This window comes from Micrococcus sp. R8502A1, assembly GCF_006704135.1.
Lineage (GTDB): Bacteria > Actinomycetota > Actinomycetes > Actinomycetales > Micrococcaceae > Micrococcus > Micrococcus luteus.
This window is the reverse complement of the sequence record NZ_VIGS01000051.1, coordinates 1-16,460: the sequence shown is the minus strand read 5'-3', so window position 1 is coordinate 16,460 and position 16,460 is coordinate 1. Positions and strand designations below refer to the sequence as shown.

15 protein-coding genes are annotated in these 16,460 nt (G+C 73.3%); 12 read left to right on the top strand and 3 right to left on the bottom strand.

Annotated elements, in window-relative coordinates; translation table 11 throughout:
- Positions 1-154: 154 nt before the first annotated feature.
- The 5 genes from FLM69_RS09270 to proC all read left to right on the top strand — a co-directional run bounded on the left by FLM69_RS09270 (position 155) and on the right by proC (position 7,488).
- On the top strand, positions 155-1,771 hold the full coding sequence (locus FLM69_RS09270; protein WP_255502792.1) for a methyltransferase: 1,617 nt from the start codon (positions 155-157) through the stop codon (positions 1,769-1,771).
- A gap of 140 nt (positions 1,772-1,911) precedes the next feature.
- Positions 1,912-4,746: a type I DNA topoisomerase gene (topA, locus tag FLM69_RS09265; protein ID WP_141843975.1), complete on the top strand. Its 2,835-nt coding sequence runs from the start codon at positions 1,912-1,914 to the stop codon at positions 4,744-4,746.
- A 5-nt stretch (positions 4,747-4,751) separates the two neighbouring features.
- Complete coding sequence (locus FLM69_RS09260; protein ID WP_036341216.1) at positions 4,752-5,774, top strand: exopolyphosphatase; 1,023 nt, start codon at positions 4,752-4,754, stop codon at positions 5,772-5,774.
- 2 nt (positions 5,775-5,776) lie between these two features.
- Positions 5,777-6,661 (top strand): sugar phosphate isomerase/epimerase, encoded by an 885-nt coding sequence (locus FLM69_RS09255; protein ID WP_061867163.1) that lies wholly within the window; start codon positions 5,777-5,779, stop codon positions 6,659-6,661.
- On the top strand, positions 6,658-7,488 hold the full coding sequence (gene proC, locus FLM69_RS09250) for a pyrroline-5-carboxylate reductase (protein ID WP_041104022.1): 831 nt from the start codon (positions 6,658-6,660) through the stop codon (positions 7,486-7,488). Before FLM69_RS09255 ends, proC begins: the two co-directional genes overlap by 4 nt.
- A 15-nt stretch (positions 7,489-7,503) precedes the next feature.
- Here proC and FLM69_RS09245 read toward each other — a convergent pair whose 3' ends face one another.
- Positions 7,504-8,181, bottom strand: coding sequence for a TrkA family potassium uptake protein (locus FLM69_RS09245; protein WP_002856329.1), 678 nt, complete (start codon positions 8,179-8,181; stop codon positions 7,504-7,506).
- Positions 8,174-9,649 (bottom strand): TrkH family potassium uptake protein, encoded by a 1,476-nt coding sequence (locus FLM69_RS09240; RefSeq protein ID WP_041104024.1) that lies wholly within the window; start codon positions 9,647-9,649, stop codon positions 8,174-8,176. The genes FLM69_RS09245 and FLM69_RS09240 overlap by 8 nt, the downstream gene beginning before the upstream one ends.
- 136 nt (positions 9,650-9,785) lie before the next feature.
- Here FLM69_RS09240 and FLM69_RS09235 point away from each other — a divergent pair, with 136 nt between their 5' ends.
- From FLM69_RS09235 to FLM69_RS09225, 3 genes are all read left to right on the top strand, one after another.
- Positions 9,786-11,039: an acetoin utilization protein AcuC gene (locus FLM69_RS09235; RefSeq protein ID WP_141843973.1), complete on the top strand. Its 1,254-nt coding sequence runs from the start codon at positions 9,786-9,788 to the stop codon at positions 11,037-11,039.
- Between the two features lie 163 nt (positions 11,040-11,202).
- Positions 11,203-11,301 carry a 30S ribosomal protein bS22 gene (locus tag FLM69_RS09230; protein WP_005504750.1) on the top strand — a complete coding sequence of 33 codons (99 nt, stop codon included), beginning with the start codon at positions 11,203-11,205 and terminating at the stop codon, positions 11,299-11,301.
- Between the two features lie 96 nt (positions 11,302-11,397).
- Positions 11,398-11,667, top strand: coding sequence for a glutaredoxin family protein (locus FLM69_RS09225; RefSeq protein WP_063189784.1), 270 nt, complete (start codon positions 11,398-11,400; stop codon positions 11,665-11,667).
- A 6-nt stretch (positions 11,668-11,673) separates the two neighbouring features.
- Here FLM69_RS09225 and FLM69_RS09220 read toward each other — a convergent pair whose 3' ends face one another.
- Positions 11,674-12,414: a hypothetical protein gene (locus FLM69_RS09220; RefSeq protein WP_141843971.1), complete on the bottom strand. Its 741-nt coding sequence runs from the start codon at positions 12,412-12,414 to the stop codon at positions 11,674-11,676.
- Positions 12,415-12,539: 125 nt separating this feature from the next.
- Between FLM69_RS09220 and FLM69_RS09215 the strand changes: the two genes are divergently transcribed.
- The 4 genes from FLM69_RS09215 to FLM69_RS09200 all read left to right on the top strand — a co-directional run bounded on the left by FLM69_RS09215 (position 12,540) and on the right by FLM69_RS09200 (position 16,402).
- Complete coding sequence (locus FLM69_RS09215; RefSeq protein ID WP_060775649.1) at positions 12,540-13,214, top strand: histidine phosphatase family protein; 675 nt, start codon at positions 12,540-12,542, stop codon at positions 13,212-13,214.
- A 128-nt stretch (positions 13,215-13,342) separates the two neighbouring features.
- Complete coding sequence (locus tag FLM69_RS09210) at positions 13,343-13,960, top strand: TlpA disulfide reductase family protein (protein ID WP_073116736.1); 618 nt, start codon at positions 13,343-13,345, stop codon at positions 13,958-13,960.
- A 16-nt stretch (positions 13,961-13,976) separates the two neighbouring features.
- A complete protein-coding gene (locus FLM69_RS09205) occupies positions 13,977-14,732 on the top strand; it encodes a cytochrome c biogenesis CcdA family protein (protein ID WP_036336893.1) in 756 nt (251 codons plus the stop codon).
- Positions 14,729-16,402, top strand: a complete 1,674-nt coding sequence (locus FLM69_RS09200; protein WP_141843969.1) for a cytochrome c biogenesis protein ResB — start codon at positions 14,729-14,731, stop codon at positions 16,400-16,402. Before FLM69_RS09205 ends, FLM69_RS09200 begins: the two co-directional genes overlap by 4 nt.
- The last annotated feature ends 58 nt before the right edge of the window (positions 16,403-16,460 follow it).

The window sequence follows — 16,460 nt, the reverse complement described above, 5'->3', positions numbered from 1 at the left end:
AATACGCCGGCCGATGAGTTCGTCTATACTCCGACCAGTGTGTTTTTTTCCAAGCAGAAGACGGCATCCGAGTTGTAGCCCCGTCTCGGGGGCTCGGGGATGTGTATACGAGCCAGCGCCGCCCCCCGCCCCGCGGCTGCCCCCGGCCGCGGCCGTGGCCCGCGCCGCGGATCTGGCGGCCCGGCCGTGCCCCACCGCCGCCGTCGAGGGGCTGCTCGGACCCGTGGCCACGCTCGCCCTGGACCGCGAGCACGCCGAGGCCGCCCGCCGCGTCGTCGCCGGTCACCTGGCGGGCCCCGGCCGGCACGACGACGCAGCCGGCCCCGGTGACCGGTACGGCACGCGGGGCCTCGCCGCCGCCGTCGGGGCCTGGCTGCTCGGCGACCCCGTCCCCGCCGCCGACCTCGACGCCGCGCTGCCCCGCCTCGGCCTGGCCGGGGCCGTGGCGGCCGGGCTCGTCGTCGAGGGGCCGGACGGGCGCGTGCGCGGCGCGGTGGACCTCTCGCCGTACGAGGCGGACGAGCCGGGCCGGATGTGGATCGCCTCGGACCTGACGGCCCTGCAGCGGCGCGGCCCGCTGCCTCCCGAGCACGTGCTCGGCGTCGGCCGGGCCTCCCTCACGCTCGCCGGCGCCACGCAGCGCCGTCCCGTGGCCCGCGCCCTCGACGTGGGGGTGGGCTGCGGGATCCAGACCCTGCACCTGCTCGCCCACGCCGACCATGTCACCGCCACGGACCTGTCCGAGCGGGCCCTGGCATTCACCCGGTTCAACCTGCTGCTCAACGCGGACGTGCTCGGCCTCGACCGGGACCGGCTCGAGGACCGGGTTCGGCTGGCGGCCGGCGATCTGCTGGCGCCGGTGACGGGGGAGCGGTTCGACCTCGTGGTCTCGAACCCGCCGTTCGTGATCACCCCGCGCACGGACCCGGACGCGCCCGTGCTGACCTACCGCGACGGCGGCCGCGAAGGCGACCGGATCGTCGCGGAGCTGATCGCGGCCCTGCCGGACGTGCTCGCCGAGGGCGGCACCGCGCAGCTGCTCGCCAACTGGGAGATCCCGGCGGGGGACACCGCCGACGCCGACACCGCACCGTGGGACGCGCGCCCGCGCTCGTGGGTGGCGCCGGGGATGCAGGCCTGGTTCCTCCAGCGCGACCGGCAGGACCCCGCGGGCTACGCGGAGACGTGGCTGCAGGACTCCTCGCTCGAGCTCGACCCGCCCGCCTATGAGGCCGCCTACCGCGGCTACCTGGACGACTTCGCCGCGCGCGGGGTCGCGGGCGTGGGCTTCGGCCACGTGTGGCTGCGTCGGCCCGCCGCGGACGGCTCCCAGGGCCGGGGGTGGGTGGTCGCCGAGGAGCTGACCCAGGCCGTGGACGAGGCCCTCGGCACCGCGTGGGCCGCCGCCGTCGCCCGCCGGGACCGGCTCACCGCCGGCGCCGGGGCGGGGGACGCCGTCGGGGACCCGGCCCTGGCCGCGCTGCGCGGCCTGCACCTGCGCGTGGCCGCGGACGTCACGGAGGAGCGCCACCAGCGGTTCGGGGCGGAGCACCCCGAGGTGATCCTGGCCCGGCAGGGCTCCGGGTTCCGGCGCGTGGCGCGCCTGGACACCGCGACGGCGGGCGTGCTGTCCGCCTCCGACGGCGAGCTGTCCGTGGGGCAGCTGGTGGGCGCGGTCGCCGCGCTGCTGGAGCTGGACGACGTCGGCCGGGCCGGCCTGCTGGCCGCGCTGCGGGAGCTGTACGAGGACGGTTTCCTGGTGGAGGGCTGACGATCGGGTGGTGGCGGGCGCGGGGACGCCGGGCGTTATCGTGGTCAGCGCGCCCTACGATGTGGGGACGTCCGCCCGACGCCGGCGTGCACCGCGCACCGGCCCGGAACCACCGCCTTCCCCGTCCGAGGAGGACCCCCTTGTCCACGTCATCCGCTTCCGTGACCGCTCCCGTGCCCGAGGGCAAGAAGCTGGTCATCGTGGAGTCCCCGGCCAAGAGCAAGTCCATCGCGAAGTACCTCAACGCGGTGGGCTCCGGCTGGGTGGTGGACTCCTCCGTGGGGCACATCCGCGACCTGCCCAAGCCCTCGGACCTGCCGGCGGACATGAAGAAGGGCCCGTTCGGGAAGTTCGCCGTGGACACGGAGCACGGCTTCACCCCGTACTACGTGGTGCACCCGGACAAGAAGAAGAAGGTCGCGGAGCTCAAGCGCGAGCTCAAGGACGCCGAGGCCCTCTACCTCGCCACGGATGCGGACCGGGAGGGCGAGGCCATCGCCTGGCACCTGCTGGACACCCTCAAGCCCACGGTGCCGGTGTACCGGATGACCTTCGGGGAGATCACCCAGGAGGGTGTGCGCCGCGGTCTGGAGAACATCCGTGAGCTGGACACGGCCCTCGTGGACGCCCAGGAGACGCGCCGCATCCTCGACCGCCTGTTCGGCTACGAGCTCTCGCCGGTGCTGTGGCGCAAGGTCTCGCGCGGGCTCTCGGCGGGCCGCGTGCAGTCGGTGGCCACCCGCCTCGTCGTCGAGCGCGAGCGGGAGCGCATGGCCTTCGTCTCCGCCCACTACTGGGGCGTGGAGGGCACCTTCACGGTGGCCGAGGGCGCGCAGGCCGCGGACGCCGTGGGCAGCTCGTTCACGGCCCGCCTCAGCACGGTGGACGGCGAGCGCGTGGCCACGGGCCGCGACTTCGACGACGCCGGGCGGCTCAAGGCCTCCGCCGGCAAGAAGGTGACCCACCTGGACGAGGCCGGCGCCCGCTCGCTGGCCGAGGGTCTGCGCGGGGCGGACTTCACGGTCGACTCGGTGGAGGACAAGCCGTACACCCGCCGCCCGGCCGCCCCCTTCACCACCTCCACGCTGCAACAGGAGGCCGCCCGCAAGCTCCGCATGAGCTCCCGCGTCTCCATGCAGGTGGCCCAGCGCCTGTACGAGAACGGCTACATCACGTACATGCGCACGGACTCGGTGAACCTCTCGCAGGAAGCCGTGCAGGCCGCCCGGCGCCAGGCCACCGAGCTCTACGGGGCGGACGCCGTGCCGGCCCAGCCGCGCGTCTACGCCAAGCGCAACGAGACCGCGCAGGAGGCCCACGAGGCCATCCGGCCCGCGGGGGACTCCTTCCGGACCCCGGCCCAGGTCAAGGCCGAGCTGCGCCCGGACGAGTTCCGCCTGTACGAGCTGATCTGGAAGCGCACCGTGGCCTCGCAGATGGCCGATGCCAAGGGCTACACCGCCACGCTGCGGCTCTCGGCCACCGCGCAGGACGGCCGCCTCGCGCAGTTCAGCGCCTCGGGCACCGTCATCACGTTCAAGGGCTTCCTCGACGCGTACGAGGAGGGCCGGGACGCCGAGGTCGACGGCGAGAACGCGGAGGCCAAGGACCGCCGCCTGCCGCAGGTGGCCCAGGGCGAGCGCCTCACCGGTGACCCGATCGAGGCCACCGGGCACGAGACCTCCCCGCCGGCCCGCTACACCGAGGCGTCGATCGTCGCCGAGCTGGAGCGCCGCGAGATCGGGCGGCCCTCCACGTACGCCCCGACGATCTCCACGATCATGGACCGCGGTTACGTGTCCAAGCGCGGCACCGCGCTCGTCCCGTCGTGGACCGCGTTCGCGGTGATCGGACTGCTCGAGGACTACTTCGCGAAGTACGTGGACTACGACTTCACGGCCCGCATGGAGGACGACCTCGACCGGATCGCCGCGGGCGAGCTCGGCCGCGAGGCCTGGCTGCAGACCTTCTACTTCGGGGCCCCCGCCGCGGAGACGGAGAAGGGCGTCGAGGGCCTCAAGCACGTGGTGGACAACCTCGGCGAGATCGACGCGCGAGCCGTGAACTCGCTGCCGATCACCGAGGACATCACCCTGCGGGTGGGCCAGTACGGCCCGTACCTGGAGCGGTCGCTGCCGGCCGACGCGGAGGCGGGCGCCACCCCGCCGCGCGCCAACGTCCCCGAGGACCTGGCCCCGGACGAGCTCACCCCGGCCAAGGCCGAGGAGCTGTTCGCCACCGCCCAGCCCTCCGAGCGCGAGCTCGGCACGGACCCGGAGACGGGCTGGACCGTCGTCGCCAGGGACGGGCGCTACGGGCCCTACGTCACCGAGGTCATCCCGGAGATGACCGAGGAGGAGCTGCAGGCCTGGCTCGACGCCCAGCCCACCGAGTACTACAAGAACGGCAAGCCCAAGCCGAAGAAGAAGCCGGCCAAGGAGAAGCCCCGCACCGGCTCCCTCTTCACGAGCATGTCCGTGGACACCGTGACCCTCGAGCAGGCGCTGCAGCTGATGTCCCTGCCGCGCGTCGTGGGCGCGGACGCCGAGGGCGAGGTCATCACCGCCCAGAACGGCCGCTTCGGGCCCTACCTGAAGAAGGGCTCGGACTCGCGCTCGCTCGAGTCCGAGGACCAGATCTTCAGCATCACGCAGGAGCAGGCCCTCGAGATCTACGCCCAGCCGAAGCAGCGTGGCCGCGGGGCCGCCAAGCCGCCGCTGGCCGAGTTCGGCGAGGACCCGGTCTCCGGCAAGAAGGTCACCGTGAAGGAGGGCCGCTTCGGCCCGTACGTCACGGACGGGGTCACCAACATCACCGTCCCGCGCGGCCGTCAGCCCGAGGAGCTCACGGCGGAGGAGGCCTACCAGCTGCTCGCGGACAAGCGTGCCAAGGGCCCGGCCACCCGCGGCGGTGCCAAGAAGCCGGCGGCCCGCAAGGCCCCGGCCAAGAAGACCACCGCGCGGAAGAAGGCCTGAGCGCCATGCGCCTCGGCGTCCTGGACATCGGGTCCAACACCGTCCACCTGCTGCTCGTGGACGCCCACCCGGGGGCCCGCCCCGTCGCCTACGCGGAGCACAAGCGCTCCCTTCCGCTGATCCGCTACCAGGACGCCGACGGGGCGATCACGGAGGAGGGACAGCGGGAGCTCGTGGACTTCGTCCGTGAGGCCGCCGCGTTCGCGGAGGAGCATCGGGCGGAGGACATGATCTCGTTCTGCACCTCGGCGATCCGCGAGTCCGCGAACGGCGCCGCCGTGCTGGCCCGCGTGCAGGCCGAGACCGGTGTGCACCTCTCCGAGCTCACGGGGGACCAGGAGTCGGCCATGACGTACTTCGCCGTGCGCCGCTGGCAGGGCTGGGGCGCCGGCTCCATCCTGAACTTCGACATCGGCGGCGGCTCCTTCGAGATCGCCTACGGCCAGGACGAGCTGCCCTCGCACGCCCTGTCCCTGCCGCTGGGCGCCGGCCGCCTCACCCGCGACTGGGTGCTCGAGGACCCGCCCAGCCCCAAGGCGGTGAAGAAGCTCCGCAAGCACGTGGAGAAGCGACTCGAGGAGGCGTATACGGCCTTCCCGCGCATCGAGTCGCCCGTGGTGGTCACCGCCACCTCGAAGACGTTCCGCTCCCTCGCCCGGATCACCGGGGCGGCGCCGTCGGCGGCGGGCCCCTTCGTGAAGCGGCACCTGCGCGCGGACGACCTGCACCTGTGGGTGAACCGCCTCGCGGCGATGACCGTCGCGGAGCGGGCGGAGCTGCCCGGCGTCTCGGACGTGCGCGCGCACCAGGTGTTCGCGGGGGCGATCGTCGCGCTGACGGCCATGCGCACGTTCGGCATCGCCCAGCTCGAGATCTGCCCGTGGGCGCTGCGCGAGGGCCTGATCCTCAACCGCCTCGACGCGCTCATGCTCGAGGGCCACCTCACCCGGGACGGCCGGCCCGGCGTCGGCCACGTGAACCTCAACCCGGACACCCTCCTGCCGGGACTGAGCCTGGGGGTGCGCTGACCATGGCGGACTCCACCGCGCACCTGGCCCCCGCGGCGCGCTTCGGAGCGGACATCCCCGTGACCCTGTCCTCCTCGTCCGTGTTCCCCCTGGGCACCCAGGACGTGTTCGCCACCGCCGAGGACCTCGGCTACGACGGCGTGGAGGTCATGGTCACGCACAACGCGTGGAGCCAGGACGCGCGGCGGCTGACGCGGCTGTCCGAGCGGCACGGGATGCCCATCGACTCCATCCACGCGCCCACCCTGCTGTTCACGCAGCAGGTCTGGGGCTCCGCGTGGTCCAAGATCCGCCGCTCCGTGGAGCTGGCGCAGGCCGTGGGCGCGGCCACCGTGGTGGCCCATCCGCCGTTCCGCTGGCAGGGCACGTACGCGGTGCGCTTCGCCGAGGGCATCCACGAGCTCATGGCGGAGACCGGCGTCGTGATCGCCGTGGAGAACATGTACCCGTGGCGGGCCTACGGCCGCGAGGCCAAGATGTACCTGCCGCACTGGAACCCGCTGCCCGAGCCGTACGAGCACATCTGCTGGGACTTCTCCCACGCGGCCATCGCGCGGGCGGACTCCCTGGCGGCCGTCCGCGAGCTCGGCCCGCGGCTGCGGCACGTCCACCTCACCGACGGCAACGACTCCGGCAAGGACGACCACCTGGCCCCCGGCGAGGGCACGCAGCGCGTGGCCGAGACCCTGCGCCACCTGGCGACCGCGGGCCTGGCCGGCACGGTGTGCGTGGAGGTGGGCACGCGCGGCGTGGAGTACGCGGGCCAGCGGGAGGAGATGCTCGCCGCCTCGCTCGCCTTCGCGCGCGATCACCTGGCCGCCGGCGGGACCGACCACCACCACGACGACGCCCCGCGCCCGACCACGAAGGAGACGGACCGACCATGAAGCTGACCATCCTGGGCCTGGGCACCATGACCGGCGCGATCCTCGCCGGAGCCCTCGACGCCGGCGCCGTGCGCGCCGAGGACGTCACCGCCACCACCCGCTCCGCCGCGTCCGCCGAGAAGGCCGCCGCGCAGCACGGCGTCACCGTGACCTCCCAGGAGCGGGACGAACGCGCCAACCATGCCGCGGTCGCCGAGGCGGACATCGTCCTGGTGGGCGTGAAGCCGAAGGACATGGTCGCCACCCTCACGGACCTGGCGCCGTCGCTGCGCCCCGAGACCGTGGTGGTGTCCGTGGCAGCCGGCGTCACCTCCGCCACCATGGCCGCCGTGCTGCCGGCGGGGCAGCCGATCGTGCGGACCATGCCGAACACGCCCCTGACGGTGGGCTCCGGCGTCGTCGGCATGGCCCCCGGGCCGGGCGTCACCGAGGAGCAGACCACCGCCGTGCGCGCTCTCTTCGAGGGCTCCGGCCTGGTGGTCCCGGTGGCCGAGGAGCAGCTCTCCGCCGTGGTGGCCACCGCCGGCTCCGCCCCGGCCTACGTGTTCCTGCTGGCCGAGCTGATCGCCGCCCACGGTGCGGAGATGGGACTGGACGCCGCCGCCGCCGAGGCCATGGCCGCGGCCACCGTCAAGGGCGCGGGCATCATGCTCCAGCAGGAGGGGGCCAGGGCCGAGGCTCTGCGCAAGGCCGTGATGAGCCCGAACGGCACCACCGAGAAGGCCGTGGAGGCGTTCCTGGACGGCGGCATGGGCGACCTCGTGAACCGTGCCATGGACGCGGCCGCGCAGCGCGACAAGGAAATGGCCGAGGAGTTCGGGGCCTGACGGCTCCGGCGTGCCTCAGGGCCGGGCCGCGAACCGGTCGATGAGGTCCGTGTGCCCGGAGACGATGAGGGTGTCGCGCGGGCCCACCCGGGTGTCCGGCTGGGCGTAGGTGAAGTCCTCGCCCGGGGTCTTCACACCCACCACGGTCACGCCGTACTTGGATCGCACGTGGGACTCGGCGAGCGTGAAGCCCACGCACTCGGCCGGCGGGTACATCTTCACGATCGCGAAGTCGTCGTCGAACTCGATGAAGTCGAGCATGCGCCCGTTCACGAGGTGGGCGGCGCGCACACCGGCGTCGTGCTCCGGGAAGATCACGTGGTTCGCCCCGATCCGCTTGAGGATCGTGCCGTGCGCCTCGCTGATCGCCTTCACCCAGATGTGGGGGATCTCCAGGTCCACGAGGTTCACGGTGATGAGCACCGATGCCTCGATGGAGGTGCCTACGCCGACCACCGCCGTCGAGAAGTCCTGCGCACCGAGCTGGCGCAGGGCCTCGGAGTCGGTGGCGTCCGCCTCCACCACGTGGGTCAGCGAGGGGGCGTAGCGCTGCACGAGGACGGGGTCCCGCTCGACGGCGAGCACCTCGCGCCCCTGTGCGACGAGCTCCTCGGCCGTGGCGGCGCCGAAGCGGCCCAGCCCCACGACGAGCACGGGGGCGTTGGGATCGGTGCGCTGCGGGGTGTCAGCCAATGACCGGCCTCTCGACGGGGTAGCGGTAGAGCACGCGCCGCTGGCGCAGGGCGAGGGCGGCGGCGAACGTGATCGTACCAACGCGGCCCGCGAACATCATGGCCGTCAGGACGTACTTGCCGGCCGGTGGGCTCTCCGCGGAGACGCCCACGGAGAGCCCGCACGTGCCGAACGCGGAGATCACCTCGAACAGGGGCCGCTGGAGGGACTCGTCGGTGATGTGCACCAGCGCCAGAGTGGCCACGAGCACGAGGGTGGCCCCGAGTGCGAGCACCGCGATGGCCACGCGCAGGGACTCGGGGGCGATCGTGCGGCCGTGCGCCGTCACCTCGCGGTCGCCGCGCGCCTCCGCCACGATCGCGAGGAACATGATCGCCAGCGTGGTCACCTTGATGCCGCCCGCGGTGGAGGCGGACCCACCGCCCACGAACATCAGCGCGTCCATGAGCAGCAGGGACTCGGGCCGGTGCGCGTTCGTGTCGTCGATCGCGAAGCCGCCGGAGCGGGTCATCACGGAACCGAAGAGCGAGTGCCCGACCCGCTGCCAGAAGCCCATGCCGGCCTGGGTCGCCGGGTTGCCCGCCTCGAAGAAGAAGAGGGCGACGGCGCCGAGCACCAGCAGGGCCAGCGTCACCTCGACCGTGAGCTTGGTGTGCAGGTTCCACTCCCGGAATCGCCACCCCTTCTCCAGCAGCACCATGACCACGGGGAAGCCGAGCGCACCCAGGAACACGCCGACGCCGAGCACCGTGATGATCACCGGGTCGTGCATGATCTCCGGCAGGCCGTCCACGTGGAGGGTGAACCCGGCGTTGTTGAAGGCGCTGACCGAGTAGAAGACCCCGTGCCACAGGCCGGTGAGCCACGAGCCGGAGATGGCCGCGAACCGCGGCACGAGGAAGAACGCCAGCGCGGCCTCGGCGGTCAGCACCGTCACGACGACGACGCGCAGCAGCCGGCCGACCTCGCCGAGATTCCCGGAGGTCATGCCCGCCTGCTGCGTCGCCAGCTTCGACCTCAGACCCAGATGCCGGGAGACGGCCAGCGTGAGCAGCGAGGCCATCGAGAGGATGCCCAGGCCGCCGATCTGGATGGCCACGAGGATGATCACCTGGCCCGCGGGGGACCAGTGCACGGCCGTGTTGACGGTGGTCAGACCGGTCACGGAGAAGGCGGAGACCGCGGTGAACATGGCGTCGTGCAGGGGGGTGGCGTGGCCGTCCGCCGCGGCCCACGGCAGGGCGAGGAGCCCGGTGAACACCAGGGCCATGAGGGCGAAGGCGGAGAGGGCGGCGCGGGCCGGGGAGCCGCCCACCACCGAGCTGACGGCGCGGCCCGAGCGCCGCAGCACCGTGCGCAGGTCGGTCGAGGACTCCAGCGTGGAGGCCTGGCCGGGCCGGGGGAGGCCGCCGGGCCGGCGCACGCCGCCGTGGCGGCGGGCGCGCGGAGTCGGACGGAGACCTGCCACGGGGCACCTCCTGCACGGGGGACGGGGAACGGACCGGTTCCCAGTATCGCGCGCCCCGTGGCCCGCGCGTCACGCGGGCAGGACATCCGAGGCGATCGTCGCCACCGTGCCGCCCGGAGCCCTAGGCTGGACCGTGATGAGCACCACGTCCACCCCTCCCGCTCCCACCCCCGCCGCTGTGGTGTGGGACTCCAGCCTGCTCCGCTACCGGTTCAGCGCGGAGCACCCGATGGCGCCCCTGCGGCTGGACCTCACGCACCGGCTCGTGGAGGCGTTCGGCCTGCTGGACGCCCCCCACGTGCGGATCATGGAGCCGCCCGTGGCCACGGACGAGCAGCTCGCCCTCGTCCACGACCCCGAGTACGTCGCCGCCGTCCGCCGGGCCGCGGCGACGTCGTCGGCCGAGGACGGCCGCTTCGGCCTGGGCACCGAGGACTGTCCCGTGTTCCCGGACCTGCACGAGTCCGCCGCCCGGATCGCGGGCGGCTCCCTCGTCGCCGCGGAGGCGATCTGGTCCGGCGAGGTGGACCGCGCCGTGAACTTCGCCGGCGGCATGCACCACGCCGCCCGGTCCTCGGCGTCCGGGTTCTGCATCTACAACGACTGCGCCGTGGCCATCCAGCGCCTGCTGGACCTCGGCGCGGAGCGCGTGGCCTACGTCGACGTGGACGCGCACCACGGCGACGGCACGCAGTCGATCTTCTACGACGACCCCCGCGTGCTCACCATCTCCCTGCACGAGACGGGCATCAGCCTGTTCCCGGGCACGGGCTTCGCCAACGAGATCGGCGGCTCGGCCGCCCAGGGCACGGCGGTGAACGTCGCGCTGCCCCCGCGCACCGGTGACGCCGGCTTCCTGCGCGCCGCCCACGCCGTGGTCCCGCCCCTGCTGGAGGCGTTCGCCCCGGACGTGCTGGTCAGCCAGCACGGCTGCGACGGCCACCTCACGGACCCGCTCGCCGACCTGCGGCTGAGCGTGGACGGCCAGCGCCAGCTCGCATTCGACGTCGGCGACTGGGCCGACCGGTTCGCGTACGGCCGGTGGCTGGCCACCGGGGGCGGCGGCTACAACCCGCTGCGGGTGGTGCCGCGCGCGTGGGCCCACCTGACCGCCGCCGTCCTGCAGACCCCGATCCCCGTGAGGAGCGAGATCCCCGCCGCCTGGATCGAGCACGTCCGGGCCCTCACCGCGGACGAGCTGACCGGGGACATGTCCGTGCACGAGGGGGACGACGCCGAGCGGATCCCCACCGTGATGGGCGAGGACGCGGACGTGTGGTGGCGCTCGTGGGAGGTGGGCTACGACCCGGCCGACCCGGTGGACCAGTCGATCATGGCCACGCGCCGCGAGGTGTTCCCGCTGCACGGGCTCGACCCCTGGTTCGACTGAGCCGGTCCCCGTCCCGGTTCGACCGGGGCCCGTGCGGCCGGTATTGTGGCCGAGAACGTTTCCAGGCGTTCCACATCCGGTGGAATGCGGGTCGGCGTGTCCGGCGCCCCGGATGCCTGCGGTCCCACGACCGCCGACCCTCGCCCCGATTCAAGGAGTCCCCATGGGATCTGTGATCAAGAAGCGCCGCAAGCGCATGTCGAAGAAGAAGCACCGCAAGCTGCTTCGCAAGACCCGTCACCAGCGTCGCAACAAGAAGTGACGCCCGCGCCCTCCGGGCGCTGACGAGACGAAGCCGCCGTCCCCTTCCGGGGGGACGGCGGCTTCGTCGTGGACGGCGATCCGTAGAGTGGGGGCCATGACCGCCGACCTGCCCGCCGCCACCGCCCGCGTCCAGCTGCTCGTGAAGCCCGGCTGTCACCTGTGCGCCGAGGCCGAGGCCACGGTGGTGCAGGTGTGCGACGCGCGGGGCGAGGCCTGGGAGGCCGTGGACGGGGCCGCGCACCCGGACCTGCTCGAGCGCTTCGTGGACGAGGTGCCCGTGCTCTTCGTGGACGGCGTCCAGCGCGACTTCTGGCGCGTGGACCCGGCCCGCCTGGGCCGGCTCCTGGACGCCCCGCGGGCCTGAGCGGGCTCAGCGGCGCGCGAAGCGCTGCCAGGTCTTCAGCCGCATGTACTCCGTGGCGTCCGGGCGGTAGGCGAGCACGATGCCGGCGACGCCGAGGCCCACCCACACGAGGTCCAGCGGGCTGAACGCCCCCATCACGGCGTTGGAGACCAGCACCAGCACGGACAGGGACGCCAGCACCGTTCCGACGATGCGCGCGGCGCGCGAGCCGCCGCGGATCGCGAACGCCACCCACAGGTAGACGAGGAACGCGAGCACGCCGAACACGGCCGCCGTCGTGGCGAGGGCCGGGAGCATCCCGTCCATCATGGTGCGCATCTGCTCCGCCTGGTCGGCGGGCAGATTCATCTGTTCGACGGACCGGTCCAGCTCCTGCTGGATCGCGGCCTGGCCCTCCGGCTGGGTGATGGCGAAGGCCGCCAGCAGGGTCGTCGCCAGCAGCAGGAGGCCGCCCGAGACGATCAGCCAGAACGCGGCCGTCAGGGAGCGCGGCCGCGGGGGCAGCTCGACCGGGCCGGGAGACTGCCAGCCGGCGGGGCCGTGGGGAGAGGGGGCCTGGGGCATCCCCGCCTGGCCCGGGGCGCCGTACGGAGCCGCCGGCGGTGCGCCGTAGGGGTCCTGGCCGTACGGGCTCGCGCCCGCCGGGTCGGAGGAGCCCGGGGTCGGCCCCTGCGGGGCGGCGCCGTAGGGGTCGGTGCCGTACGGGTTCTGGCTGCCGTGGGGATCGGTGGGCGAGGTGCCGGACATGGGGCCTCCTAGCGACGCCGACGCTCGCGGCGTCTCGGTGCGGACGGGGGTGGCGGCGCGGTCGCGCCGAGCTGTGCCCCACGCTACCGCCGGGGCCACCGGTCCGCCTCTGCCAGACTGGCCCCATGCAGACGCTCGCCACCGTCCACCTGGTCCGCCACGGAGAAGTCCACAACCCCGATCGTGTCCTCTACGGCCGCCTGCCGGAGTTCGGGCTCTCCGAGCTCGGCCATGAGATGGCCCGCGGCGCGGCCGCGTGGTTCGCGGAGCGCGCCGTGCAGACCGGCCGGGCACCCGCCGTCGTCGCCGCCTCCCCGCTGACCCGCGCGCAGCAGACCGCCGCGCCGATCGCGGCCGCGTTCGACCTGCCGCTGGTCACCGAGCCGGAGCTGATCGAGGCGGAGAACGCCTTCGAGGGCATGTCCCAGGTGGCCGCATCGCTCAAGCGGAACCCACGGCTGTGGCCCAAGCTGCGCAACCCCCTGCGCCCGTCCTGGGGTGAGCCCTACCGCGCGCAGGCGGCGCGCATGCTCGCCGTCGTGGATCGGATCCGGGCCGATGCTGTGGCGGCCGATGGACCCGGCGCCGAGTCCGTGCTCGTGTCCCACCAGCTGCCGATCTGGGTGACGCGCCTGGCCGTCGAGGGCCGTCCGCTGTGGCATGACCCGCGCCGCCGCGAGTGCTCACTGACCTCCGTGACCTCGCTCGTGTTCGACGAGGGGCGGACGGTGCCGCGCGTCGAGTACCACGAGCCCAACCAGGCCCTGCTCAAGGACGCCTCCTCCCTGCCCGGGGCCTGAGCCGGACCCCGCCCCTCCCACGGGCCGCGGGTGTGACGTCCAGGGTTCAGTCAGAATGCGGGGCGGACAGTAGACTTCCAAGGTCCCCGGAATCCAGCGCCGCGCATCCCCTGGAGGGCAGTCACGCCATGCACACCCCGCCCCGTCCGTCCCGCCGCACCCTGCTGACCGGCCTCGCCCTCGCCAGCCTGGCGCCGGCGCTCGCGGCCTGCTCGGGCGGTGACGACTCGCTGACGCAGCAGGCCGGGAACGCGGACGGCAAGAACTACATCGCCGGCGACGGCTCCGTCCTGGAGATCGCCCCCGCCGAGCGCGGCGCCCCCGTGGAGTTCGCCGCCGAGCTCTTCGACGGCACCCCCGTGACCGGCGCGAGCCTGCGCGGCACCCCCGCCCTGCTGAACTTCTGGTACGCCGCCTGCGCGCCGTGCCGCGTCGAGGCCCCCCACCTCGTCTCCCTGCACGAGCAGTTCGCCCCGCAGGGGGTGCGGTTCCTCGGCGTGAACGTCCGGGACACCGTCACCACCGCGCAGGCCTTCGAGCGCACCTTCGAGATCCCCTACCCGTCCATCGAGGACGCCCGCGGGGACGTGCTCCTGAACATGACCGACTACGTGCCCCCGCAGGCCGTGCCCTCCACCCTCGTCCTGGACGTCGAGGGCCGCGTGGCCGCCCGCGTGCTCGGCGCCGTGGAGGAGTCCACCCTGCGCGCCCTGCTCACCACCGTGGTGGACGAGGCCGCGGCCTGACCCGGCCGCCGTGTCCATGCAGAGCAACCCCTTCGCCGAGATCGCCCTCGACGGCTCCCTGCTGCTGGCCGCGCCGATCGCCGTGCTGGCCGGCCTGATCTCCTTCCTCTCCCCGTGCGTGCTGCCGCTCGTGCCCGGCTACCTCGGGTACGTCACCGGCCTCGGCGGGGACGTGCTCACCAGCCGCCGCCGCGGGCGCCTCGTGCTCGGCTCCGTGCTGTTCGTGCTCGGGTTCGCCGTGGTGTTCGTGGGCATCACCGTGGTGTTCACCCAGGCCATGGTCTGGCTGCGGCGCGACGGCGCCTGGGTCACCCCCGTGCTCGGCGTGCTCGTGATGCTCATGGGCCTCGTGTTCCTCGGCGGCGGCGGCCGGCTTCAGCAGGAGCGCCGCGTCCACTTCAAGCCCGCCGCCGGCCTGGTCGGCGCGCCCCTGCTGGGCATGACCTTCGGCCTGGGCTGGGCGCCGTGCATCGGCCCCACCATGGCCGCCGTCCTGGCCATGTCCACGGCCAGCTCCGGCTCCGTGGGCCGCGGCGCCCTGCTCGCCTTCCTCTACTGCCTCGGCCTGGGCCTGCCGTTCGTGCTCATGGCCCTCGGCATGGAGCGCGGCATGCGGGCCCTCGGGTTCTTCCGCCGGCACCGCGTGCTGATCATGCGCCTCGGCGGCGCCCTGCTGATCGCGCTGGGCCTGCTCATGGTCACCGGCGTCTGGACCGCCTGGACCACGCAGCTGCAGCTGTGGTTCGCCAACGAATGGGAGATGCCCCTGTGAGCTCCAAGGCCGCCCGGACGCGCTCCGAGCCCGTCACCCTGCCGCGCCTCGGCCTGGCGGGCACCCTGCGCTGGATCTGGACCCAGCTGACCAGCATGAGCACCGCGCTCATGCTGCTGCTCCTGCTCGCCGTCGCCGCCGTGCCCGGCTCCCTCGTGCCCCAGCGCCGTGCCGGCCCCGAGATCGTGGACCAGTGGATCGAGGACAACCCCGTGTGGGGCCCCGTCCTGGACGCCCTGCAGTTCTTCGACGTCTACAACTCCGTCTGGTTCTCGGCCATCTACCTGCTGCTGTTCGTCTCCCTCGTGGGCTGCGTGTGGCCGCGCGCCATCCAGCACGCCAAGGCCCTGCGCCAGCCCCCGGCCCGCACCCCCCGCAACCTGACGCGCCTGCCGGCCTCCGGCGTCGTCGTCCTCGAGGAGGGCGGCCCGAGCCCCGAGGAGGCCGTGGCCAGAGCCCAGGCGTGGCTGCGCAAGCGCCGCTACCGCGTGGAGCACCGCCCCGAGGCCGGCGGCGCGTCCGTGGGCGCCGAGCGCGGATACCTGCGCGAGATCGGCAACATCCTGTTCCACGTCTCGCTGATCGGCGTGCTCGTGTTCATGGCCTACGGCGGCATGACCAAGTACGGCGGGCAGAAGATCATCGTGGAGGGCGAGGGCTTCGCCAACAACCTCGTGGCCTACGACTCCTTCACCCCCGGCACCTACTTCAGCGCGGACGACCTCCAGCCGTTCTCCCTCACCCTCGACTCCTTCGACGCCGTGTTCGACCGCGAGTCTGAGACCCACTACGGCCAGCCGCTGGACTACACCGCCGTCATGGACGTCCGCGAGGGCTCCGGCGGCGAGCTCCAGCGCCAGATCCTCAAGGTCAACCAGCCGCTGGACATCGACGGCGTGCGCGTCTACCTCGTGGGCAACGGCTACGCGCCCGTGGTGACCATCCGCGACGGCGCCGGGGACGTGGCCTTCCAGGGCCCCGTGGTCACCCGCGTGTTCGACCAGAACTACGGCTCGCAGGCCACCATCAAGGTCCCCGACGCGCGGCCGGACCAGCTGGGCTTCGTCGGCTTCTTCCTGCCCACGGCGGTGGAGGACGAGAAGGGCGCCGCCTTCTCGGCCGACCCCGAGCTGCTCAACCCGGAGCTGCAGCTGAACTCGTACTACGGGGACCTCGGCCTGGACACCGGCCGCCCGCAGAACGTGTACGTGCTGGACACCGCATCCCTCACCGAGCTCAACAGCCGCACCAACGAGAACGGCGGCATCGTGCTCAGCCCGGGCCAGACGTATGAGCTGCCCGAGGGCAAGGGCTCCATCAGCTTCGACGGCGTCCGCCGCTACGTCGGCCTGGACATCCACTACGACCCGGGCAAGTGGGGCGTCGGCGTGTTCGCCGGCACCGCCCTGCTCGGCCTGGCGATCAGTCTGTTCGTCCGCCGTCGCCGCGTGTGGGTGCGTGCCCGCACCGACGACGACGGCCGCACCCGCGTGGAGTACGCGCTGCTCGCCCGCGGCGAGGAGTTCGGTCTCCACGAGGAGCACGTGGCCCTGCGCGCCGCCATGGAGAAGTGGTGGCCCATCGTCGCCGCCACCGAGACGGCCGACGACGCCGCGGCCGGTGCCGCCCCCCAGTCCACCCCCCCCGCCCTGTCTCTTATACCCCTCTGACGCCGCCGACCATCGCACAACGGCAGCCCCCGCTGCGCCCCGCCGACACATCACAACA